Genomic DNA, 21,563 nt, shown 5'->3' on the forward strand with positions numbered 1-21,563 from the left:
GGCGCCGGATCCTCCCAGCCCCACCCCCCACGACCCCGCCGACACCGCCGCCGGGCGCGCACCATCCACCGACTGGCCCACAATGACCCGGTGAACGACCTCGATCCGCTTCTCACCCCTGACGGCCAAGCCCTGCTCGACGAGGTGCGGGACACCGACCCCGCCGGGGAACTCGCCCTCGCCACCAGGCTGCGCCGCAGCCACCCGGCCCCGCTGGTCTCCGCCGCCCTCGCCCAGGCGCGGCTGCGGCAGCGGGCGGCGGCGAAGTTCGCGGCCGAGGACGCCGGGCGGATGTACTTCACCCCCAACGGGGTCGAGCAGTCGACCCGGGCCTCCGTCGCCGCGTATCGCGCCGCGCGGCTGCGGGAGGCCGGGGTGACCTCGGTCGCCGATCTGTGCTGCGGCATCGGCGGGGACGCCATCGCCCTCGCCCGCGCCGGGATCCGGGTCCTCGCCGTCGACCGCGACCCGCTCACCGCCGCCACCGCCCGCGCCAACGCCGACGCCCTCGGACTCACCGGCCTGATCGAGGTACGGGAGGCCGATGTCACGGAGGTCGAGGTGTCGGGCTTCGACGCGGTGTTCGTGGATCCCGCCCGGCGCGGCGGACGCGGGCGGATCTTCGATCCGGAGGCGTACTCGCCGCCGCTGTCCTGGGCCGTGGCCGCGGCCCGCCGTGCGCCGTGCGCCGCGCTCAAGGTCGCGCCCGGCATCCCGCACGAGGCGGTGCCGGAGGGCGCGGAGGCGGAGTGGATCTCGGACGGGGGGGATGTGAAGGAGGCGCTGCTGTGGTTCGGGGCGGGGGCGGCGGTGCCGGGGGCGGTGCGGGCGACGTTGCTGCCGGGGCCGTACAGCCTGGTGGGGCGTGGGCTGCCGGATCCGGCGGTGCGGCCGGTCGGGCGCTATCTGTACGAGCCCGACGGGGCCGTCATCCGGGCGCATCTGGTGGCGGAGGTCGCCGAGGATGTGGGCGGGGGGCTGATCGATCCGACGATCGCGTATGTCACGGGGGACGAACTGCGGAGTACTCCGTATGCCAGCGCGTACGAGATCAGTGATCGGATGCCGTTCAGTGTGAAGCGGCTGAAGGCGTTGCTGCGGGAGCGGGGGGTGGGGAATCTGACGGTGAAGAAGCGGGGGTCGGCGGTGGGGCCGGAGGAGTTGCGGCGGATGGTTCGGCCTCGGGGGGCGGGGGCGGCGACGGTTTTCTTGACGCGGGTCGATGGGGCGCCGGCGATGTTGGTAGGGCGGCCGGTGTAGGGGGGTGGGTGCGGGTAGTGGGGGCTGAGCGCGCAGTTCTCCCCCAGAGGGGGCACCCCCACCCCCAGAGGGGGTACCCCCAGCGCCCCTAGAAGCAAGGCGTCGGCCCCCATGGAGTTACAAGTCCCGAGCCCTTCGGAGCAATAGGTTCCGTTCCTGTTCGTTGGCCGTCAGTGAGGCCGCCCGGGTGAATTCGGCCCTCGCCTCCTCCTCCCTGCCCAGGCGTTCCAGGAGGTCGCCTCGGACGCTGGGGAGGAGGTGGTAGTCGGGGAGGGCGGGGGCCAGGGCGTCGACGATCTTCAGGGCCTCGGTGGGGCCCTGGGCCATGGAGACGGCCACCGCGCGGTTCAGTTCCACCACCGGGGACGGGGCGCGGGCGGCGAGCAGGGCGTACAGCGTGGCGATGCGCTGCCAGTCGGTCTCCTCGTAGGTGTACGCGTGCGCGTGGCTCGCGGCGATGGCGGCCTGGAGGGCGTACGGGCCCGGGGCGCCCGTGGCGGTGGCGTCGGCCCGGGTCAGGGCGTGGACGCCCCGGGCGATGAGGAGGCGGTCCCAGCGGCGGCGGTTCTGGTCCTTGAGGAGGATCGGGGTGCCGTCGGCCGCGGTCCGGGCCGCGGTGCGGGCGTACTGGAACTCCAGCAGCGCCGCCAGCCCGTGCACCTCGGGCTCCTTCGGCATCAGCGCGGCGAGCTGCCGGGCCAGCCGCAGGGCGTCCTCGCACAGCGCCGGGCGCAGCCAGTCGTCGCCGGCGGTGGCCGCGTACCCCTCGTTGAAGATCAGGTAGATGACGTCCAGGACCGAGCCGAGGCGGGCCTCGCGGTCGGCGCCGTAGGGCACCTCGAAGCCGATGTTCCTGGTGGCGAGGGTGCGTTTGGCGCGGACGATGCGCTGGGCGACGGTCGGCTCCGGGACCAGGAAGGCGCGGGCGATCTCGGCCGTGGTGAGGCCGCCGAGCAGCCGCAGGGTGAGCGCGGTGCGCGCCTCGGGCGCGAGGACCGGGTGGCAGGCCGTGAAGACCAGACGCAGCAGATCGTCGTCGATGTCCTCGGGGTCGGAGGGCTCCGGCGGGGGCGGTACGTCGGTCAGGTCGCGGCCGATCTCGGCCAGCTTGCGGGCGTAGTTCTCACGGCGGCGCACCAGGTCGATCGCGCGGCGCCGGGCGGTGGTCATCAGCCAGGCGCCGGGGTTGCCCGGCACTCCGTCGCGCGGCCACTGCTCCAGGGCGGCGACCAGCGCGTCCTGGGCCAGTTCCTCGGCTATGCCGATGTCCCGGACGATCCGGGTGACGGCCGCGATGATCCGGGGGGACTCCAGCCGGAAGACGGTCTCGACGGTTCCGGGGATCTCGGTGCTGTCGGCCGCGCCGCGCGGGGTTCCGGGGGGCTGTGCGTTCACAGTTCCCCATCGAACACCGCGCGGCGCCGGGCGCCAAACGATTACGGCCGGACGATCACGAGTGAAGGTCAGCCCGCCACGATCTCCCGCAGTTCGCAGGTCACCGTCCAGTACTCCTCGTGCACCTTCAGGAAGCGGGTGACCCACTCCACGGCCTCGGCGCGGTCCTTGCACTGCAACAGGGCGTACCCGCCGATGACCTCCTTGGTCTCGGTGAAGGGGCCGTCGGTGACGGAGATCTTCCCGCCCTCCCAGTGCACCCGGGTGCCCTCGGCGGTGGACGTGAGACCGCCGGTGTCGAGCATGACGCCCGCCTTGGTCATCTCCTCCAGCAGGACCCCCATCCGCTGCATCAGCTCATTGCTCGGGCCGCCCTCGGGGGCGTTCTTCTCGTCGATCCGGATCATGGACATGTAGCGCGGCATGGGACGCTCGCTTTCTTTCGCTTCTCGCTTCTCGGGTGGGGCGGGTTCCTGTTTCTTTTCCGCCTCTCACCCTGTGCGTCGATCGGGGAGACCGGGGATCGACACGCTCGCGAGATTATTTTCCGAACGGCCTCAGGCGCTCAGCGCAGGGACTCCCACAGCTGCCTCGCCTCCGGTTCGTCCGCCACCACCCGGTTGGGGTCCGAGGGCGCCCGTACGACGGGCAGGGTCACCATCTCCAGCGCGTCCGGGGACAGCGCGCGCAGGCTCTCGCCGAAGCCGATCAGCTCGGTCAGGGAGTCCAGCCCGGTGTCGGTGGTGAGGCCGGCGGTGACGGTGGTGGCGACCTCGTACAGCTTGGCCGGGTCGGTCAGCAGGGAGGTGGACGAGATCTGGGCGAGGAGGGCCTTGACGAGTTGCTGCTGGAGTTCGATCCGGGCGAGGTCGCTGCCGCCGGGCAGACCGTAGCGGGTGCGGGCGAGGCCGAGGGCCTGCTCGCCGTCCAGGGTGTGGGTACCGGCGTCCAGGGTGAGGTGGGACAGCTCGTCGTCGATGTCCTGGTCGACGGTGACGGTGACGCCCCCGATGGCGTCCACCAGATTCGCGAACCCGGCGAAGTCGATCTCCAGATAGTGGTCCATGCGGACGCCCGTGAAGGACTCGACGGTCTTGACCGCGCACACCGGGCCGCCGACCGAGTACGCCGTGTTGAACATGACCCCGTGCCGCTCGGGCGACTCCCCGCCGTCCGGCAGCGGGCAGGCGGGCCGGGTGACGAGGGTGTCGCGGGGGATGCTGACGACCTGGCCGGACGTCCCGCCCGCGTCGATGTGGAACACCATCGCGGTGTCCGAGCGGGCGCCGTCGCTGTCGCCGCCGCCGAGCCGCTGGTTCTCCGCGCCGCTGCGCGAGTCGGAGCCCAGCACCAGGATGTTCAGGGCCTCGCCGGGCAGCGGGGCGGCGGCGCCCTCCGCGCCCGTCGAGGGGGTGGGCGACGGTTTGGCGGGGCGGTTGTCGCCGAGCGCGCTGTTGATGTCGACGCTGGTGATGTTGTCGTTGAGCTTCCAGTAGACCCAGCCGCCCGCGGCGGCGCCGAGCACCACGATCGCGGCGGTCGCGAGGCCCAGTATTCTCAGCGCGCCCCGCCGCCGGCGGCCCTCAGCCCGGCCCTTCCCCTCGCCCTCGTCCCCATGCCCGCCGTGCTCGTCGTCTGCCGTCACACCAACGAACTTAAGTCCGAATTGTTACAACGACCGCTGGTCGTAAGGCTTTTCTTCGGAAAATCTCAGACTTCTAAGCCCCGGACGCCGGTCAGGGCACCCGGACGCCGGTCACGGCACCCGTTCGGCGTCGGCCGGGACGCCGGTCGTGGCGTCGAGGGCGTGGGTGGTCTCCGGACGCGTCCCCGGCAGCAGAAACGCGCGGGCCGCCTCCTCGGCGCGGCGGTCGGTGACCGTCGTCCGGGTGTGGTGCTGGGCGAGATGCTCGGCCCAGGAGCCGACGAGATAGTTCTCGATGAACCGGCCCCGTTCACCCGCGTCCTCGTACAGGCCCCAGGTCAGTGCCCCGGTGCGGCGGCGGGAGCGGGCCACCCTCGCCATCGCGGCGGTGAAGGCGGCCCGGTCGGCGGGGTCCACCCGGTAGACGATCGAGACCAGGACCGGGCCGTCGTCCGGGCCGGGCTCGTACACCACGGGCGGGGCGGGCCAGTGGTTGGAGGGGGACGGGTCGATGTGCGCGGCGTCGTGCAGCGGCAGCAGGGGGACCGTCGCGGCGGCGAGCAGCAGCAGCGCCCCGGCGGCCAGCAGGGTGACCCGCAGCCCCGTCCCCTGCGCGAGCCCGCCCCACAGCGGCGCGGTCAGCGCCTGGCCGCCCTGGAAGACCAGCAGATAGACGGCGAGGCCACGGGCGCGCACCCAGCCGGGCAGCCGGATCTGGACGGCCGCGTTGAGGACCGACAGCACCGCGATCCAGGCCACCCCGGCGGGCAGCAGCGCGAGCGCGGCGACCCAGGGGACGCGGACGGTGGCGAGAACGGCCAGCGTCACGGCCACCAGGACGGCACCCCCGGCGAGGATGCCATTGGCGCCGAGCACCTTGCGCAGGGCGGGCAGCAGCAGCGCGCCGACGACCGCGCCCGCCCCGACCACGGCCAGCAGCGCCCCGTAGCCGCCGGAGCCGAGGCCGAGCGAGTCGGCGGCGATCAGCGGCAGCAGCGCCCACAGCGCGGCGGCGCCCGGGACGAACAGGGCGGTGCGCAGCAGGACCCGGCGGACACCGGGGGCGTTCCAGACGTAGCGGCGGGCGGCGAGCACCGCACTGAAGAAACGTTCCGGCTCGACCTCGGCGGCCTCCCGGGGACGCTTCCACAGCAGCAGGACGACGACGATGCCGAGATAGGACACGGCGTTGAAGGCGAAGGTCCAGCCCACGCCCGCCGCCGCGACCAGCACCCCGCCGACGGCCGGTCCGATGGCACGGGCCAGATTGATGTTGACCGCGCCGAGCGCCGCCGCCTGGGCGAGCTGCTCGCGGGCCACCAGTTCGGGCTGGACGGCCTGCCAGGAAGGGGCCATCAGCGCGGTGCCGCAGCCCAGCAGGAAGGTCAGGGCGAGCAGCGAGGCGGGCCCGAGCGCGTCCGCGAACGCCAGCACGGCGAGGGCAGCCGCGACCGCGCCCATCGCGAACTGCGCGACGACCAGCAGCCGGCGCCGGTCGAACCGGTCGGCGAGGACCCCGGAGGGCAGCGCCAGCAGCACCATCGGCAGGGTGGAGGCCGTCTGGACGAGGGTGACCAGCGCGGCCCCGTGCCCGAGCAGCAGCCACTGGGCGCCGATGGTCTGCATCCAGGTACCGACGCCGGACACGAACTGGGCGATCCACAGCGCCCGGAAGACGGGCAGCGCGAGCGGGGCCCAGGCGGAGGTGGAGGGGGCGGGGCGGGTCTCCCTGGTCTCCCCGGTCTCCTTGGCCTTCCCGGTCTCCCTGGCCTTCGGTGACTGCGGTGACTGCGGAGTGCCCGGTGTCTTCGAAGTGCCCGGTGTCTTCGAAGTGCCCGATGTCTCCGGCGTCTCCGGCGTTTCCGGTGTCTTCGGCATGCGTACTGCTCCCCCGCAACGAGAATCGGGGCGCAAACGCCCTGGACCCGCACTTTTCTACGTGGCCGGACGCGATCACCGCAAGGTGCGGAGCCGTCCCTACGGCGTGGGAATCCCCGCCGGCCGCAGCCCCGGCCGCCCCAGCCGTACCGGCACGCCCGGTGAGTACAGGACGCTCACCGGGGGTCCCTGCGGTGCCGGGAGGCCCGCCGCCTCGATCAGGTTCTCCTCGCAGGTGAGCAGCTCCGCGCGGTACAGCGGCCAGCGGGGATGGTCGTTGGGGAGGTAGGCGGCCCCGTTGAAGAAGGCGTTGTGCATGCCCCAGCGGGCGGTGAGGAAGTGTTCGAGGCCGGTGGGTTCGGCGATGCGCTCCCCGCGCCGCACCGCGAGCCGGCAGTACGCCCCGCGCGGCCCCGGCCAGCGCCGCGCACTCGCGTACCGGACGACGTCCCCCTCCGCATCCCCCTCCGTCCGGACCGTCATCCGCGACCACAGGTACGGCAGCCGGAACAGGCCCCGGCCCATCGCGACCGGGATCAGCCGCGCCGCGTCCATCGAGCGGAACACGACCCCGCGACGGCCCTGGCCGTCGACCGAGTACAGCCGGACGTTCGTCTCCGGGAAGCTGCCCAGATACGGCACTCCCGGCAGCCGGAACCAGCCCACCCGGTGCATCCGGAACGCGACCAGTCCGACGTAGGTGACCCCTTCGTGGGTGTCCGGCGCCGTCCCGGGCGGCAGCAGCGGGGCCACCGCCGCCGGGTCCACCGCCCAGTGCACAAAGGCCAGGTCGAGCCACTGCTGGGTGAGCAGCGGCACCCGTATGACCCCCGGGGCGTCCGGGGTCACCTCCTCAGGAGCGGTCATGCGGCCGACCGTACTCCACACCCGCCGACTCGAAACGCCACCGGTGCACCGTACGGGTCACCAACTCGCCGTCCGGTTCCGGCAGTTCGGGCAGCTCCGCCTCGTACGGGGCGTCCCACCAGGTCACCACCAGCACCCGGTCCTGGGGCGCGGCGAAGAACTCCCGGCGCAGCGGCTCCCCGGCGAGTGGCTGCGCCCGCGCCCACGCCAGCAGTTCCGCGCCCCGCCCCGGCACCGCCCGCGCCTCCCACATCAGCGCCACCGTCGTCGTCACGAGTACAGGTTCTCCTTGCTGACCTCGTGCACATGGTCGTGGGTGTGGGAGTGGCCGGGGACGTGCGGGTCCGTCACCGGGAGGGACGAGTCCGCCGAGAGATCCCAGTCCGAGGCCGCGCGGTTGCGGGCCACCATCTCCGCGCCGAGCGCCGCGACCATCGCCCCGTTGTCCGTGCACAGCTTCGGGCGGGGGACGCGCAGCCGGATCCCGGCCGCCTCGCAGCGCTGCTGCGCCAGCGCCCGCAGCCGGGAGTTGGCGGCCACGCCCCCGCCGATCATCAGATGGTCCACGCCCTCGTCCTTGCAGGCGCGGACCGCCTTGCGGGTGAGGACATCGACCACGGCCTCCTGGAAGGACGCCGACACATCCCGTACCGGCACCTCCTCCCCCGCCGCCCGCCTGGCCTCGATCCAGCGGGCCACGGAGGTCTTCAGCCCGGAGAAGGAGAAGTCGTAGGCCGGGTCGCGGGGGCCGGTCAGTCCGCGTGGGAAGGCGATGGCGTCCGGGTCGCCCTCGCGGGCGTAGCGGTCGATGACCGGCCCGCCGGGGAAGCCCAGGTTCAGCACCCGGGCGATCTTGTCGAACGCCTCGCCCGCCGCGTCGTCGATGGTCGCGCCGAGCGGCCGGACGTCGGAGGTGATGTCCGAGGAGAGCAGCAGGGAGGAGTGGCCGCCGCTGACCAGCAGGGCCATCGTCGGCTCCGGGAGGGGGCCGTGCTCCAGTTGGTCGACGCAGATGTGCGAGGCGAGGTGGTTGACGCCGTAGAGCGGCTTGCCGAGCGCGTACGCGTACGCCTTGGCCGCCGACACCCCGACCAGCAGGGCGCCCGCGAGCCCGGGACCGGCGGTCACCGCGATGCCGTCGAGGTCCCGGGCGCTCACCCCGGCGTCCTTCAGGGCCCGCTGGATCGTCGGGACCATGGCCTCCAGATGGGCACGGGAGGCGACCTCGGGGACGACGCCGCCGAAGCGGGCGTGCTCGTCGACGCTGGAGGCGACGGCGTCGGCCAGCAGGGTCGTCCCGCGCACGATGCCGACACCGGTCTCGTCGCAGGAGGTCTCGATTCCCAGGACCAGGGGTTCGTCAGCCATGGTTGCCCTCGTTGCTCTCGTTGCTGCTCTCGTTGCCCTCGTGGCTCTCGGTTCCTCGTTCGGCGGTCCCCGAGGGGCCCGCGCCGGGTACGCCGGTGCCGGGTGCGGCGGTGGCGGGGGGTGCTGTGGTGGCGGGGGTGGCGCCGTTCAGGGAACCGACCGGGTCGCTGAGCCGCATCACCAGCGCGTCCACGTTCCCCGGCTGGTAGTAGCCGCGCCGGAAGCCGATCGGCTCGAAGCCGAAACGCTCGTACAGCTTCTGGGCGCGGGCGTTGTCGACCCGGCATTCGAGCATCACCTCGGTGCACTCGAACGAGGTCGCGGCCCGCAGCAGCTCGGTCAGCAGCCGGGCGCCGAGCCCGCTGCCCCACAGCTCCCGGGCGACGGCGATGGTCTGGACGTCGGCCTGGTCACCGGCGCAGACCAGCCCGCCGTACCCGACCACCCGTCCGCCGCCGTCCTCGGCGACCAGATAGCGGCGGGTCGCCTCCGGCCCGCGCGCGTGCGCCAGCTCGGACCAGAACATCCCGCGCGACCAGGCGTCCTCGGGGAAGAGCGCCTTCTCCAGCTCCAGTACGGGGTCGATGTCCCACCAGCGCATCTCGCGCAGCCGGGGGCCCCCGACGGTGTCGGCCACTTCGGGCACTTCGGGCACTTCAGCCGCTCCGGTCACTTCGGTCACTTCGGCGTGACCACCTTGTAGTTCTTGGGGACCTGCGCGTCCGGGCGGCGCAGATACAGCGGGCGGGGCGCGGGCAGTTCCACCCCCGCCGCGAGCCGCTCGGCGGCCAGCGCGGCGAGGGCGGCGGCGCTGACATGCTCCGGCTGGTGCGCGGCCGGGAAGGTCTCCGGGTAGAGCAGGGCGCCCGCCCCGACCGCGGGGACCCCGGCGACCCGCTCGGCGATATCGGCGGGGCGGTCGACGGCCGGGTCGGTCAGCCGGGTGCGGGAGTCGGCGTACCGGGCCCAGTAGACCTCCTTGCGGCGGGCGTCGGTCGCCACCACGAAGGGGCCGGGCAGATCGGCCGCGTACGCCAGGCCGTCGAGGGTGCACACACCGTGCACGGGGACGCCGAGGGCGAGGCCGAAGGTGTCGGCGGTCATCAGCCCGACCCGCAGTCCGGTGTACGGACCGGGGCCGGTCCCGACGACGATCGCGGTGACGGCGTCGAGTCCGAGCCCCGCCTCGGACAGGACCCGGTCCACGGCCGGCAGCAGCAGCTCGCCGTGGCGGCGGGCGTCGACCTGGCTGGACGAGGCGATGACGTCCGTGCCGTCGTGCAGGGCGACGGTGACGGCGGGGGTGGCGGTATCCAGAGCGAGCAAGAGCACGCAAACAGCGTACGGCGAGCGCGAGGCGCGCACTGCCGTCCGGGTCGGCGGCCCGGTGGCTGTTACGGTCGCCGGGAGGCGCGGGCCCGGCACCCGGGAACGCGTGTCACACCCGTACGACCAGGTACTACGCGGAGGTGGGCGACGGTGACAAGCAGCAGCTCGGGAATCGTGGCCGGGCTCACCGCGGCGGCCCTGGGGACGGTCGGGGTCCTCGCCTTCCAGGCGTCCGCGAGCGCCCCCGCCCGGTTGCCCGGCGCCCAGGCGTCCACCCCGGCCGACGCGCCCAGGGCCCCGCGCGACAAACAGCACCCGACCGCGCTGCCGGGCGGCAGCGGGCGCGGGGAGCGGGTGGTGTACTCGCTGGACGACGACCGGGTGTGGCTGGTGGCCCCCGGTGAGCGGGTCACCCGGACGTTCATGGTGACCCCGTCGATGGTCGATCCGGAGCCCGGCTCCTACGCCGTCAGCTCCCGCTCAAACCGGGCGGTCGGCTCCGACGGCGCCCCCATCGAGCACGTGGTGCGCTTCACCTCGGTGGAGGGGGTCGCCATCGGCTTCAGCGCGGCGGTCGACGGTACGACGCCGGTCCCCGACCCGGCACTGCGCACCGGGGGCATCCGGGAGACGCGGGAGGACGGGGATGTGCTGTGGGAGTTCGCGACGATCGGCGCGAAGGTGGTCGTGATCCGCTGAGCGGCGCTGTTCCCTGTGCCCCGAGCGGCGTCAGGCGGCCCGGGAGGGCGGCGGGGCGCTGCTCTGCCGAGCGTCAGGCGGCCCGGGAGGGCGGCGGGGCCGACTGCCTGAGGGGCCGGGCGGCCGGGTTCACCGGCTCGGGCGGGGGCGGCGGGGTGGAGATCAGCTCCGCCGCCGCGCAGGACGCGAGCAGCTCGCGCATGGACACCACCCCGGCGGCGCGGGGCCTCGGCTGGGGCTGCGGGGTACGTTCCGTGGCCGACATGGACGCCTCCTGAGGTTCGGGGGCGGGCAGTGAGCGTGGCCGATCCACTGGTTAGGTGAACCTAACTACGCCCGGGATACCATGTGACCACGGGGAACGGGGCGAACGCAATATCTTGCCGACGGGTTGTCGGAAAGTACGCCGGAGTGGGGGACGGGTCGGTCGGCGGGGGCGGTGGGTCGGCGGGACGGCGGTCGGCCGGTCAGCGCGACGGCCGGACGACGGTCGGCCGGTCGGCGCGACGGCGGTCGAACCGGTCACCGGGACGGAGTCCTATCGCTCAGCCGCCCAGCGACTCCAGATCCGCCCCGTCCCAGCGCGGCCCGATCCCCCTCAGCGTGACCCGGCGTACCTCGTCCGCCGTCTCCCCGGCGGCCCGGTGGATCAGGAGCTGGAGCCGGTCCTCGGTCAGCTCCTCGACCTTGCCCTCGCCCCACTCGACCACCATCACCGACTCCGGCAGCGAGACATCGAGGTCGAGGTCCTCCATCTCGTCCAGCCCGCCGCCCAGCCGGTAGGCGTCGACATGGACCAGCGGCGGCCCGTCACCGAGCGGGGGATGCACCCGGGCGATCACGAACGTCGGTGAGGTGACCGCGCCGCGCACCCCGAGGCCCTCGCCGAGTCCCCGGGTCAGGGTGGTCTTGCCCGCGCCCAGCTCGCCGGTCAGCATCACCAGGTCGCCGGCCCGCAGCAGGGCGGCCAGCCTGCGGCCCAGGTCGAGCATCCGCTCGGGTGAGGTGACGGTCAGCTCGACGGAGTGAACGGGGTCAGCGGGTCTGCCCGGTGCTGCTGCTTCCATAGCCACCCACGGTAGCTCCTGCCGGGACGGCTCCCGCCCGGGTCAGCAGGTCGGCGAGACGGTCGGTGACCACCTCGGGATGCTCCAGCATCACCAGATGCCCGGCGTCCGGGACGAGGACCAGTTCGGCGTCGGGCAGCCGGTCGGCGATGGCCTCGCTGTGCTCGCTGGGGGTGATCAGATCCTTGACCCCGGCCAGCACCAGCACCGGGAGTGCGGTGAGGAGGGCCAGCGCCTCGCTCTTGTCGTGCTCGGTGAACGCCGGGTAGAACTCGGCGACCACATCGATCGGCGTCGACTCGATCATCCGCTCGGCGAACCGGGCCACCGCCGGGTCGACGTCCCGGGAGGCGAACGAGTACCGCTTGATGATCCCGGCGAAGAGATCGGCGGTCGCCCGTCGCCCCCGCTCCACCAGTTCGGCCTGCTGCCCCAGCGCCTTGAGCACCCCCGGCAGCACCCGCCGCACCGCGTTGACCCCGGCGACCGGCAGCCCGAAACTCACCTCACCGAGCCGCCCGGCGGAGGTCCCGACCAGCGCGACGGCGACGACCCGCTCCCGGATCAGCTCGGGAAACTGCGCGGCGAGCGCCATGACCGTCATCCCGCCCATGGAGTGCCCGACGAGCACGATCGGCCCCTCGGGTGCGGCGGCGTCGACCACGGCCTTCAGATCCCGGCCGAGCTGATCGATGCTGACCGCCTCCCGCCGCTCGATCTGGGCGACCCCGCGCGCGGAGCGCCCATGGCTGCGCTGATCCCAGTAGACGGACCGCACGACCCCCCGCAGCGCGGCCCGCTGGAAGTGCCAGGAGTCCTGGTTGAGGCAGTAGCCATGGCTGAAGACGACGGTGACGGGCGCGGGCGCCTTACGCCCGAACAACCGGCGCCGCCGCCCCCCGTCCCCCTCCTCCGGCTCCACCTCATCGACCTCGTAGTAGAGCGCGGTGCCGTCGTCGGCGTCGGCGGTGCCCGGGTTGCCGCGCAGCGATCCGTAGGGCCCGGCGGAGTCGAGCGCGAGGCGGGCCTTCTGCCGTATCCCCCGCCCGACGGTCATCCGCTCTATCGCGACCCCGGCCGCCGCGCCCGCCGCGAGCACGCCTATGGCGGCCCCGGCGATCCCGGTGGCCTTGCGCCAGTTGGTCCCGGCGCCCCCGCTCTCACTCACGAACCGCCCCCGCCTTCCCCGTGCAGATGGACACGCGGCACCCGGGTCCCGATCCGGGTGACGATCTCGTACGCGATGGTCCCCGCCGCCTGGGCCCAGTCCTCGGCGGTGGGTTCGCCGCGGTCGCCGGGGCCGAAGAGGACGGCCTCGGTACCGGGCGGGGGTTCGTCGCCGCCGAGGTCGACCACGAACTGGTCCATGGCGATCCGCCCGGCGACGGTCCGCCACTTGCCGCCGACCAGGACGGGGCCGGTACCGGAGGCGTGCCGGGGGATGCCGTCGGCGTAACCGACGGGGACGAGACCGAGGGTGGTGGCGCCGGGGGTGGTGTAGTGGTGGCCGTAGCTGACGCCGTGTCCGCCCGGCACCTGCTTGACCAGGGCGACGGAGGCGGAGAGCGTCATCACCGGGCGGAGCCCGAAGTCGGCGGGGGTGCCGATCTCGGCGCTCGGGGAGATGCCGTAGACGGCGATCCCGGTGCGGACGAGGTCGAAGTGGGCCTCGGGGAGGGTGAGGGTGGCCGGGGAGTTGGCGATGTGCCGCACCTCGGGGGTGACGCCCTTGGCCTCGGCCTCGGCGAGCATCGCGCGGAAGCGGGTGAGCTGGGCGGCGATGGAGGGGTGGCCGGGTTCGTCGGCGCAGGCGAAGTGGGACCAGAGGCCGGTGATCCGGATGAGCCCCTCGCGCTCCGCGCGCAGCGCGGCGTCCACCAGCGCGGCCCAGTCGTCACCAGGCTGGCAGCCGTTGCGGCCGAGCCCGGTGTCGGCCTTGAGCTGGACGCGGGCGGGCGTACCGGCCCCCCGGACGGCGGCGAGCAACTCCTCCAGCGCCCACATCCCGCTCACCGACACATCGATATCGGCTTCGACGGCTTGCTTCCAGGGCCCGCCGGGTGTCCAGAGCCAGCACATGATCCGCCCCGGCAGCCCCGCCGCGCGCAACGCCAGCGCCTCTTCGGGGGTGGCGGTGCCCAGCCAGGTCGCCCCCGCGTCCAGCGCGGCGCGGGCGCACGGCACGGCCCCGTGCCCGTACGCGTCCGACTTGACGACCGCCATCAGCTGCGCCCCGGGCGCGGTCCTTCTGAGGACCCGTACGTTGGCGCGCAGCGCGGCGAGGTCGATCTCGGCTCGGGCGCGGGCGGCGTTCTCCGTGGTGACTGTCATGACGGGTCCAGTGTCGCAGAGGGTGCTGTGAGGGCCGGGAGAGCACCGCTCACTCCCGCACATCCCGCACATCCCTTACATCCCGCCAGGCGCCCGGGATCGCCTCGGCCACGTCATCGGCCCCGGCCGGTGCCCCGTCGGCGGCGAACCGCCCGGCCAGCCCATGCAGATAGGCGGCCACGCTGCCCGCGTCCCGGGCGTCGAGCCCGGCCGCCAGCAGGGACCCGGCGAGCCCCGAGAGCACATCGCCGCTCCCGGCGGTGGCGAGCCATCCGGTGCCGGTGGGGTTGACGCGTACGGCACCGCCGCCGGGGTCGGCGACGAGGGTGGTGGACCCTTTGAGCAGCACGGTCGCGGAGTAGGCCGCCGCGAGTTCCCGTACGGCCGCCAGCCGCGCCCCCTCGACCTCTTCCCTGGCCACGCCGAGCAGCGCGGCGGCCTCTCCGGCGTGCGGGGTCATGAGGGTGGGCGCCGTCCGCGCCCGTACGGCGTCCCGGTCGGCGAGCCGCAGCCCGTCGGCGTCGATGAGCACGGGCACGTCCTCGCCGACGACCTCGGCGACCGCCCCCGCCTGCTCCCCGACACCGGGCCCGACGACCCAGGCCTGCACCCGCCCGGCGTGCGAGGGCCCGCGATCGGAGACCAGCGTCTCGGGAAACCGAGCGATAACGGCATCCGCAGCCGGCCCGACATACCGCACGGCCCCGGCCCCACCCCGCAACGCACCCGCGACGGCGAGCACGGCGGCCCCCGGATACCGCCCGGACCCGGCGGCGACCCCGACGACCCCACGCCGGTACTTGTCACTCTCGGCACCGGGCAGCGGAAGCAGCGCCCGCACGTCATCATGCTGGAGCGCCTCAAGGGCGGGGGGGCTGGGGAGGCATCCCCTGAGCCCAATATCGACAAGCCGCACGGACCCGGCGTACTCCCGGGCGGGATCGATCAGCAGCCCGGGTTTATGGGCCCCGAAGGTGACGGTGAGATCGGCGCGGACGGCACTCCCGCGCACCTCACCGCTCTCCGCGTCGACGCCACTGGGCAGATCGACGGCGACGATCCCGGCCCGCGACCGGGCGGCGGCCTCGGCGAGCGGCACGGCGGCGTCCCGAAGGCCGCCCTTCCCGCCGATCCCGACGATGCCGTCCAGGACGAGGTGGGCGCGCTCGATGGCCGTGACTTCGTCACCGGGGGCGACGACCCGCCCTCCGGCGCCCCGAAGCGCGGCCAGCCCGCCCTGGTGAACCCGTCCGGCCGACAGCAGCACGGCACTCACTCCGGCCCCGCGCCGGGCGAGCCGGGCCCCGGCGTAGAGGGCGTCACCGCCGTTGTCCCCGCTGCCGACGAGCAGCACGACCCGGCTGCCGTACACCCGCCCGAGGAACTCGGCACAGGCGGCGGCCAGCCCGGCGGCGGCCCGCTGCATGAGCGCGCCTTCGGGAACCCGCGCCATCAACTCCCGCTCGGCGGCACGGACGGTCTCGACGCTGTAGGCAGTACGCATGGGTACGAGTGTCTCGTGAAGGCGGGGGGTGTGCAGCGTCGGGCGGGGGGCCGTGCGGGGGGCCGTGCGGCGCGGGCGGTGGTCATCCCTCGGCGATGACGACGGCGGAGGCGACCCCGGCGTCGTGACTGAGCGACACATGCCAGGACTTCACGCCGAGCACGGCGGCTCGGGCGGCGACGGTCCCGGTGACCCTCACCCGAGGCTGCCCGCTGTCCTCCACGAACACCTCGGCGTCGGTCCAGTGCAGCCCGGCGGGGGCGCCGAGCGCCTTGGCGAGGGCCTCTTTGGCGGCGAACCGCGCCGCGAGGGAGGCGACACCGCGCCGCTCGCCGCTGGGCAGCAGCAGTTCGCTCTCCAGGAACAGCCGGTTCGCCAGCGCTGGAGTCCGCTCCAGGGACGCGGCGAACCGGTCGATCTCGGCGACGTCGATGCCGACTCCGATGATGGTCATCCGGGCACTCTACGAGTCGGTGAAGAGTTCCTCGGCGCGCTCGACCGTCCGGGAACGCTCCATCCAGATGTCCATGAGGTCGAGATCAGTGCAGGTGGTGATGCGCTCGCGGACTGCGTCAGGAACGGGGATGCCGCGTACGTCCAGGACGAGGAGGATGGCCTCAGCCTTGCCCTCGGCCTTGCCCTCCAGGTACGCCGTCTCTCGGACGGTCCCCCTGCCAGGGAAGTAGCTGACGAACGTCATGATGCGACTCCATTCTTCTCCGGAGGGGGTGTCCCCCAGGGTGATCTCCAGGAATTCGAAGAAATATCCAGCGCTGCCGGGGTCGGTCTCCCGGAGCTGCTGGAGGGCTTTGGCGATTGCCTCCAGTATGGCCGGACCCTGACTCTCAAGGCCGCGAGCATGCGCCAGCGCGGACAACGCGGACAACGCGGGGTTCTTCAGGGCCGTCCTGGCGTCGGTGATGACGGGCAGATTGTGCGGGCCCACGACCAACGGGGTCGTCCGCTGGGTCGTCCACCCCGGCGTCCCGCAGTCAAAGGGACCCGCCGCCCACTTCGCGGTGGCCAGGTCCTGGCACACCACGACCAGCAGCACGGGCAGACCGAACTTCGACTGCAGGTACGAGACGTAGTACGCCCAGCTCGCGGACTTGGCCTCCTTCTTGTCGCTCTGGGCCTCGATGGCGAGCAGGAAGTCCTCGCCGTCGGACGGACCGACGCGTAACACGGTGTCCACGCGGCGTTCGAGCGGGCGGGTCTCCGTCACGTCCGTGGTGATGGCGTCCACCGTCACCTTCGGAGACAGCGGAACCCCGAGCACCTTGAACACGGGACCCAGGATCTCGGGCCGCTCCTGAAAAATCCGGTGCATGCCTTCATGGGCTGATGTGACCATGTGACCACCTTTGCGCTGTACGGGGCTGAAGTTCCAGCCAGGCCGGGTATGTTCACTCGTTCGAGTTCCGGAAAAACGTTCACGCCACCGAACTCAGCTGGCACCAGACGTACTTGCCGGGATCCCCACCGCCGGTCAGCCATCCCCAGCGGTCGGAGCAGGCCCGGATGAGCTCCAGCCCGCGTCCGTCCTCCAGCTCGGCCAACTGGTGAAGGTCCAGCGCGCAGCGCGGCTCGGGCGGCTGGGGGTCGGTGTCCCAGGCCCCGATCCACAGCACCCCGGGGGACCAGCTCACCCGCAGGGCGGCGGGGCCCTTGGTGTGCCGCACGGCGTTGGAGACCAACTCGGCGGCGAGCAGTTCCGCGAGGTCTACGAGGCTGATGAGTCCGTGGATGGTGAGGATGAGGCGGAGGGTGCGGCGGCAGACGGTGACGGCGCGGAGGTCGTTGGGGATGCTGAGCGAGTACTCCCAGGACTCGGTTTCGGGCATAGGGCAACTCCGTTCGGGGTGGGGGGTGGCGGAGACAGGGCCGGTGTCATCGCCGCGTCAGCCCTCCGGGCGGGACAGGGCATAGCGGTGCACTTCCGACATCTCCGGGAATCCGCAGAGTGTGCGTTGCGTCACTCAAGGTAGACCTCAAATTCGAGGTAACGCAAGCCGGTCACGTAACCTGACCCCCGAACGAGTCGCGCCAGTAGGCGTGTTGAACAAGGAGCAGTGCATGGCGGGATTGCGGCGCGAGCCCACAGCACGTCAGATCCGCCTGGGCGTGGAACTGCGCAAGATGCGCAACGCAGCGGGCCTTTCGGGACGTGAGTCAGCGGCGGCCCTTGGGGTCACGTCGAGCCAGATCACGCAGATCGAATCCGCCCTGTCGGGCGTGAGCGAGAAGCGTCTCCGACGCATGGCCGCCATCTACGGCTGCCCAGACGCAGAGCTGATCGACGCGCTGGTAGCCATGGCGACCGACCGCTCGCGGGGCTGGTGGGAAGCTGACCGAGGGCAACTGGCCACGCCCTTCCTGGACCTGGCCGAATTGGAGCACCACGCGAGCTATCGATGGGACGCGGACTTCATCCACGTCCCGGGCCTCCTCCAGACCGAGGCGTACGCGCACGCGCTCTTCTCGTACATCAACCCAGAGTTCCCCGAGAACGAGATCGAGCGCTGGGTGGAGCACCGAATGAAGCGCCGCACGATCATCGAACGCCCCGAACCGATCCCATACAAGGCGCTGGTTCACGAGGCAGCCCTACGCATCCGCGTCGGCGACCGCGCATCCGCCCTGCGTCAGCTGTCATTCACTCTGGAAATCGCCGAGGCGTCACATATCACGTTGCGCGTCATCCCCTTCGACCTCGACCATTTCGCGGGAGCTGGAAGCGCCATGCTCTACGTGGGCAGCCACGTTTCCAAGCTCGACACCATCGTGCGCGACGCCCCGCACGGTGTGGTCTACCTGGACGCCGAGACCCAACTCAGTCGCTGTCGAACGCTCTTCCACAGGCTTGAGGATGCGGCACTCGCGCCCCGGGAATCCCGCGACTTCATCCACAAGCTTACGAAGGAACTGTGAGGCTCCCCATGATCACACCCCAAATCTGGCGCAAGTCCTCCTATTCTGGCGGTGGCGTAGGCAACGGCTGCGTGGAAGTAGCCAACGGCACCACCCACATAGCCATCCGCGACTCAAAGACCCCGACCGGAGCGATACTCACCTTCCCGGCCGGAGCCTTCACCACCTTCGTAGAAGCCCTGAAGCCCCCCGGCGACGCCTACTCCACCGTCACCGACTTCGCCAAATTCCTCGGCTGATCCACCTCATTCCCCCGCGCCGTAGCCAGCTCACACGCAAACACCTGCAACGGCACCGCAGCCACCACCGGCTGCAACAGCACCGGCGTCGCCGGGATCCGGATGAGGTGGTCGGCGTACGGCGCCACCACCTCGTCCCCCTCCTCCGCGATCACGATCGTCCGCGCACCCCTCGCCCGGATCTCCTGGATGTTGGAGACGATCTTGTCGTGGAGGACGGAACGGCCTCGCGGCGACGGGACGACGACCACCACCGGCAGATCGTCCTCGATCAACGCGATCGGCCCATGCTTCAGCTCCCCCGCCGCGAAGCCCTCGGCGTGCATGTACGCCAGTTCCTTCAGCTTCAAAGCGCCCTCCAGGGCAACCGGGTAGCCGACGTGCCGGCCCAGGAACAGCACCGTGTTCTTGTCGGCCAGCGTGCGCGCCAGCTCCCGTACCGGCTCCATCGTCTCCAGGACGCGTTCCACCGCGCCGGAGATGCCGGAGAGGTCGCGGATGACGCCCCGGATCTCGTCGCCCCAGGTCGTGCCCCGGGCCTGGCCCAGGTACAGGGCGACCAGATAGCAGGCCACCAATTGGGTCAGGAATGCCTTCGTCGAGGCGACGGCGACTTCCGGACCGGCGTGCGTATAAAGCACCGCGTCCGATTCCCGGGGGATCGTCGAGCCGTTGGTATTGCAGATGGCGAGCACCTTCGAGCCCTGTTCCCGTGCGTGCCGTACCGCCATCAGCGTGTCCATCGTCTCGCCGGACTGCGAGATCGCGATGACCAGCGACCGCGCGCCGAGAATGGGATCCCGGTACCGGAATTCGCTGGCCAGCTCCACCTCGCAGGGGATCCGGGTCCAGTGCTCGATGGCGTATTTCGCGATGAGCCCGGCATGGAACGCCGTACCGCAGGCCACGATGACGACCTTGTCGATCTCCCGGAGTTCGGAGAGCGGAATACGGACCTCGTCCAGCGTCAGAGAGCCCTCCGCGTCGATCCGGCCCAGCAGGGTGTCGGCGACCGCCTTCGGCTGCTCGGCGATCTCCTTGAGCATGAAGTAGTCGTAGCCGCCCTTCTCGGCGGCTGAGGCGTCCCAGTCGATGTGGTAGGCCCGGACCTCCGCCGGACGGCCGTCGAAGCCGGTCACCCGCACCCCGTCCCGGCGCAGCTCCACCACCTGGTCCTGGCCCAGCTCGATCGCCGAGCGGGTGTGGGCGATGAACGCGGCGACATCGGAGGCGAGGAAGGACTCGCCCGCCCCGACCCCCACCACCAGCGGAGAGTTCCGCCGGGCCCCGACCACCACGTCCGGCGCGTCCGCGTGCACCGCGACCAGCGTGAACGCCCCCTCCAGCCGGGCGCACACCAGCCGCATCGCCTCCGCCAGATCCGCGCAGGACGAGAATTCCTCGGCCAGCAGATGGGCGACCACCTCGGTGTCGGTCTCGGAGGACAGAGCGTGGCCCCGGGCGGACAATTCCGACCGCAGCGCGGCGAAATTCTCGATGATGCCGTTGTGGACGACCGCCACCCGGCCGGCATTGTCGAGATGCGGGTGGGCGTTCCCGTCCGTCGGGCCGCCGTGCGTCGCCCATCGGGTGTGCCCGATTCCCGTCGCCCCGCTCGGCAAGGGCCGCTCGGCGAGTTCCTTCTCCAGATTGACCAGTTTCCCGGCCCTTTTCGCCCCGGCCAGTCCCCCGTCCGCGAGAATCGCGACGCCCGCCGAGTCATATCCCCGGTATTCGAGCCGCTTCAGACCGGCCATGACGACATCGAGAGCCGATTGCGGCCCCACGTATCCCACAATTCCGCACATACCCCGCAGCCTACGATCGACATCCCCCACCAAAGGGGCACACCGTGCCCGAAATCGGAAATTCCCACGGTGGTACGAACCCCGGCCCCGCCCAGCACACGCCCCCACTCAAGCCCGGCCCCGCAGGACACACACGGCACGCTCAACCCCGGCCCCGTGGGACACCCCCGTGGGACACGTGACGCACACCACCCCACCCCCACGTTCAAACTCCCGTAACAATGGACTGTGATCTCTCCGGTCTCCTCGACCCCCTCGACCCCCTCGGCCTCCAGGAGCGCCCACCGGAACCGCCCGGAGGCGACTCCCTACGTCGACCTCACCCGGGCCGAGTGGAGCGCCCTGCGCGACAAGACCCCGCTGCCCCTCACCGCCGAGGAGGTCGAGCGGCTGCGCGGGCTGGGCGATGTCATCGACCTCGACGAGGTCCGGGACATCTACCTCCCGCTCTCCCGGCTGCTCAATCTCTACGTCGGCGCCACCGACGGCCTGCGCGGCGCGCTGAACACCTTCCTCGGCGAGCAGGGCTCCCAGTCCGGCACCCCGTTCGTGATAGGCGTCGCCGGGTCGGTCGCGGTCGGCAAGTCGACCGTCGCTCGGCTCCTCCAGGCCCTGCTCTCCCGCTGGCCCGAGCACCCGCGCGTCGAGCGGGTCACCACGGACGGCTTCCTGCTGCCCACGCGGGAGCTGGAGGCGCGCGGACTGATGGCGCGGAAAGGTTTCCCCGAGTCCTACGACCGCCGCGCCCTGACCCGGTTCGTCGCCGACATCAAGGCCGGGAAGGACGAGGTCACCGCCCCCGTCTACTCCCACCTCAAGTACGACATCGTCCCCGGTGAGAAGCTCGTCGTCCGCCGCCCCGACATCCTGATCGTCGAAGGGCTGAACGTCCTCCAGCCCGCCCTGCCCGGCACCGACGGCCGCACCCGCGTCGGCCTCGCCGACTACTTCGACTTCAGTGTGTACGTCGACGCCCGGCCGGAGGACATCGAGCGCTGGTACCTCAACCGCTTCCGCAAGCTGCGCGCGACCGCCTTCCAGAACCCCTCCTCGTACTTCCGCAAATACACCCAGGTCTCCGAGGAGGAGGCGCTCGACTACGCCCGCACCACCTGGCGGACCGTCAACAAGGTCAATCTGATCGAGAACGTGGCCCCCACCCGGGGCCGCGCCACCCTCATCATCCGCAAGGGCGCCGACCACAAGGTGCAGCGGCTCAGCCTGCGGAAGCTCTGAGCACGT

General features: G+C 72.1%; 23 protein-coding genes. 5 read left to right on the forward strand and 18 right to left on the reverse strand.

The genetic code is table 11. From position 1 onward, the window contains the following. Window positions 1-90: 90 nt before the first annotated feature. A complete protein-coding gene (locus ABZX40_RS23710) occupies window positions 91-1,260 on the forward strand; it encodes a methyltransferase domain-containing protein (protein ID WP_355741673.1) in 1,170 nt (389 codons plus the stop codon). Window positions 1,261-1,377: 117 nt separating this feature from the next. Here the strand turns inward: ABZX40_RS23710 and ABZX40_RS23715 are convergent, their stop codons facing one another. From ABZX40_RS23715 to tsaB, 9 genes are all read right to left on the reverse strand, one after another. Beyond that, a complete protein-coding gene (locus ABZX40_RS23715; RefSeq protein WP_355741744.1) occupies window positions 1,378-2,604 on the reverse strand; it encodes a sigma-70 family RNA polymerase sigma factor in 1,227 nt (408 codons plus the stop codon). A gap of 119 nt (window positions 2,605-2,723) precedes the next feature. Continuing rightward, complete coding sequence (locus tag ABZX40_RS23720; RefSeq protein ID WP_355741670.1) at window positions 2,724-3,080, reverse strand: YciI family protein; 357 nt, start codon at window positions 3,078-3,080, stop codon at window positions 2,724-2,726. Between the two features lie 140 nt (window positions 3,081-3,220). Further along, a complete protein-coding gene (locus tag ABZX40_RS23725) occupies window positions 3,221-4,216 on the reverse strand; it encodes an LCP family protein (RefSeq protein WP_355741741.1) in 996 nt (331 codons plus the stop codon). A 195-nt stretch (window positions 4,217-4,411) separates the two neighbouring features. Beyond that, entirely contained in the window at window positions 4,412-6,178 is a 1,767-nt protein-coding gene (locus tag ABZX40_RS23730; RefSeq protein WP_355741667.1) for an MFS transporter, read from the reverse strand. 99 nt (window positions 6,179-6,277) lie between these two features. Next, a complete protein-coding gene (locus ABZX40_RS23735; protein ID WP_355741664.1) occupies window positions 6,278-7,045 on the reverse strand; it encodes a DUF2071 domain-containing protein in 768 nt (255 codons plus the stop codon). Beyond that, complete coding sequence (locus ABZX40_RS23740; protein ID WP_355741738.1) at window positions 7,032-7,298, reverse strand: hypothetical protein; 267 nt, start codon at window positions 7,296-7,298, stop codon at window positions 7,032-7,034. The genes ABZX40_RS23735 and ABZX40_RS23740 overlap by 14 nt, the downstream gene beginning before the upstream one ends. 17 nt (window positions 7,299-7,315) lie before the next feature. After that, entirely contained in the window at window positions 7,316-8,413 is a 1,098-nt protein-coding gene (gene tsaD, locus ABZX40_RS23745; protein ID WP_355741662.1) for a tRNA (adenosine(37)-N6)-threonylcarbamoyltransferase complex transferase subunit TsaD, read from the reverse strand. Continuing rightward, complete coding sequence (rimI, locus tag ABZX40_RS23750; protein ID WP_355741735.1) at window positions 8,406-9,014, reverse strand: ribosomal protein S18-alanine N-acetyltransferase; 609 nt, start codon at window positions 9,012-9,014, stop codon at window positions 8,406-8,408. The genes tsaD and rimI overlap by 8 nt, the downstream gene beginning before the upstream one ends. A gap of 77 nt (window positions 9,015-9,091) precedes the next feature. Then, on the reverse strand, window positions 9,092-9,745 hold the full coding sequence (gene tsaB, locus ABZX40_RS23755; protein WP_355741660.1) for a tRNA (adenosine(37)-N6)-threonylcarbamoyltransferase complex dimerization subunit type 1 TsaB: 654 nt from the start codon (window positions 9,743-9,745) through the stop codon (window positions 9,092-9,094). Between the two features lie 147 nt (window positions 9,746-9,892). Between tsaB and ABZX40_RS23760 the strand changes: the two genes are divergently transcribed. Continuing rightward, window positions 9,893-10,441: a hypothetical protein gene (locus ABZX40_RS23760; protein ID WP_355741658.1), complete on the forward strand. Its 549-nt coding sequence runs from the start codon at window positions 9,893-9,895 to the stop codon at window positions 10,439-10,441. Window positions 10,442-10,514: 73 nt separating this feature from the next. Here the strand turns inward: ABZX40_RS23760 and ABZX40_RS23765 are convergent, their stop codons facing one another. The 8 genes from ABZX40_RS23765 to ABZX40_RS23800 all read right to left on the reverse strand — a co-directional run bounded on the left by ABZX40_RS23765 (window position 10,515) and on the right by ABZX40_RS23800 (window position 17,187). Beyond that, window positions 10,515-10,706 (reverse strand): hypothetical protein, encoded by a 192-nt coding sequence (locus ABZX40_RS23765; protein WP_355741656.1) that lies wholly within the window; start codon window positions 10,704-10,706, stop codon window positions 10,515-10,517. 280 nt (window positions 10,707-10,986) lie between these two features. After that, entirely contained in the window at window positions 10,987-11,508 is a 522-nt protein-coding gene (gene tsaE / locus ABZX40_RS23770) for a tRNA (adenosine(37)-N6)-threonylcarbamoyltransferase complex ATPase subunit type 1 TsaE (protein ID WP_355741654.1), read from the reverse strand. After that, window positions 11,477-12,676 carry an alpha/beta hydrolase gene (locus ABZX40_RS23775; protein WP_355741653.1) on the reverse strand — a complete coding sequence of 400 codons (1,200 nt, stop codon included), beginning with the start codon at window positions 12,674-12,676 and terminating at the stop codon, window positions 11,477-11,479. Before ABZX40_RS23775 ends, tsaE begins: the two co-directional genes overlap by 32 nt. Continuing rightward, window positions 12,673-13,839, reverse strand: a complete 1,167-nt coding sequence (gene alr, locus ABZX40_RS23780; RefSeq protein WP_355741651.1) for an alanine racemase — start codon at window positions 13,837-13,839, stop codon at window positions 12,673-12,675. The genes ABZX40_RS23775 and alr overlap by 4 nt, the downstream gene beginning before the upstream one ends. A gap of 49 nt (window positions 13,840-13,888) precedes the next feature. After that, on the reverse strand, window positions 13,889-15,343 hold the full coding sequence (locus ABZX40_RS23785; protein WP_355741650.1) for an NAD(P)H-hydrate dehydratase: 1,455 nt from the start codon (window positions 15,341-15,343) through the stop codon (window positions 13,889-13,891). Window positions 15,344-15,425: 82 nt separating this feature from the next. Then, entirely contained in the window at window positions 15,426-15,797 is a 372-nt protein-coding gene (locus ABZX40_RS23790) for a holo-ACP synthase (protein WP_355741648.1), read from the reverse strand. 9 nt (window positions 15,798-15,806) lie between these two features. After that, the gene (locus ABZX40_RS23795; RefSeq protein WP_356008940.1) at window positions 15,807-16,697 is read right to left on the reverse strand and encodes a hypothetical protein; all 891 of its coding nucleotides are present in this window, start codon (window positions 16,695-16,697) and stop codon (window positions 15,807-15,809) included. A 79-nt stretch (window positions 16,698-16,776) separates the two neighbouring features. Next, window positions 16,777-17,187, reverse strand: coding sequence for an ATP-binding protein (locus ABZX40_RS23800; RefSeq protein ID WP_355741646.1), 411 nt, complete (start codon window positions 17,185-17,187; stop codon window positions 16,777-16,779). Between the two features lie 232 nt (window positions 17,188-17,419). On the opposite strand from ABZX40_RS23800, the gene ABZX40_RS23805 reads away from it, so the two are divergent. Both ABZX40_RS23805 and ABZX40_RS23810 read left to right on the forward strand, forming a co-directional pair. Then, the gene (locus ABZX40_RS23805; RefSeq protein WP_355741644.1) at window positions 17,420-18,274 is read left to right on the forward strand and encodes a helix-turn-helix transcriptional regulator; all 855 of its coding nucleotides are present in this window, start codon (window positions 17,420-17,422) and stop codon (window positions 18,272-18,274) included. Window positions 18,275-18,282: 8 nt separating this feature from the next. After that, on the forward strand, window positions 18,283-18,513 hold the full coding sequence (locus tag ABZX40_RS23810; RefSeq protein WP_355741642.1) for a DUF397 domain-containing protein: 231 nt from the start codon (window positions 18,283-18,285) through the stop codon (window positions 18,511-18,513). On the opposite strand, the gene glmS is transcribed toward ABZX40_RS23810, so the two are convergent. Next, window positions 18,474-20,321, reverse strand: coding sequence for a glutamine--fructose-6-phosphate transaminase (isomerizing) (gene glmS, locus ABZX40_RS23815; protein WP_355741640.1), 1,848 nt, complete (start codon window positions 20,319-20,321; stop codon window positions 18,474-18,476). The genes ABZX40_RS23810 and glmS overlap by 40 nt on opposite strands. Window positions 20,322-20,549: 228 nt before the next feature. Here glmS and coaA point away from each other — a divergent pair, with 228 nt between their 5' ends. Further along, window positions 20,550-21,557 carry a type I pantothenate kinase gene (coaA, locus tag ABZX40_RS23820; protein WP_355741638.1) on the forward strand — a complete coding sequence of 336 codons (1,008 nt, stop codon included), beginning with the start codon at window positions 20,550-20,552 and terminating at the stop codon, window positions 21,555-21,557. Window positions 21,558-21,563: the final 6 nt, after the last annotated feature.

The organism is Streptomyces sp. NPDC004610 (genome assembly GCF_040609715.1).
Taxonomy (GTDB): Bacteria; Actinomycetota; Actinomycetes; order Streptomycetales; family Streptomycetaceae; genus Streptomyces.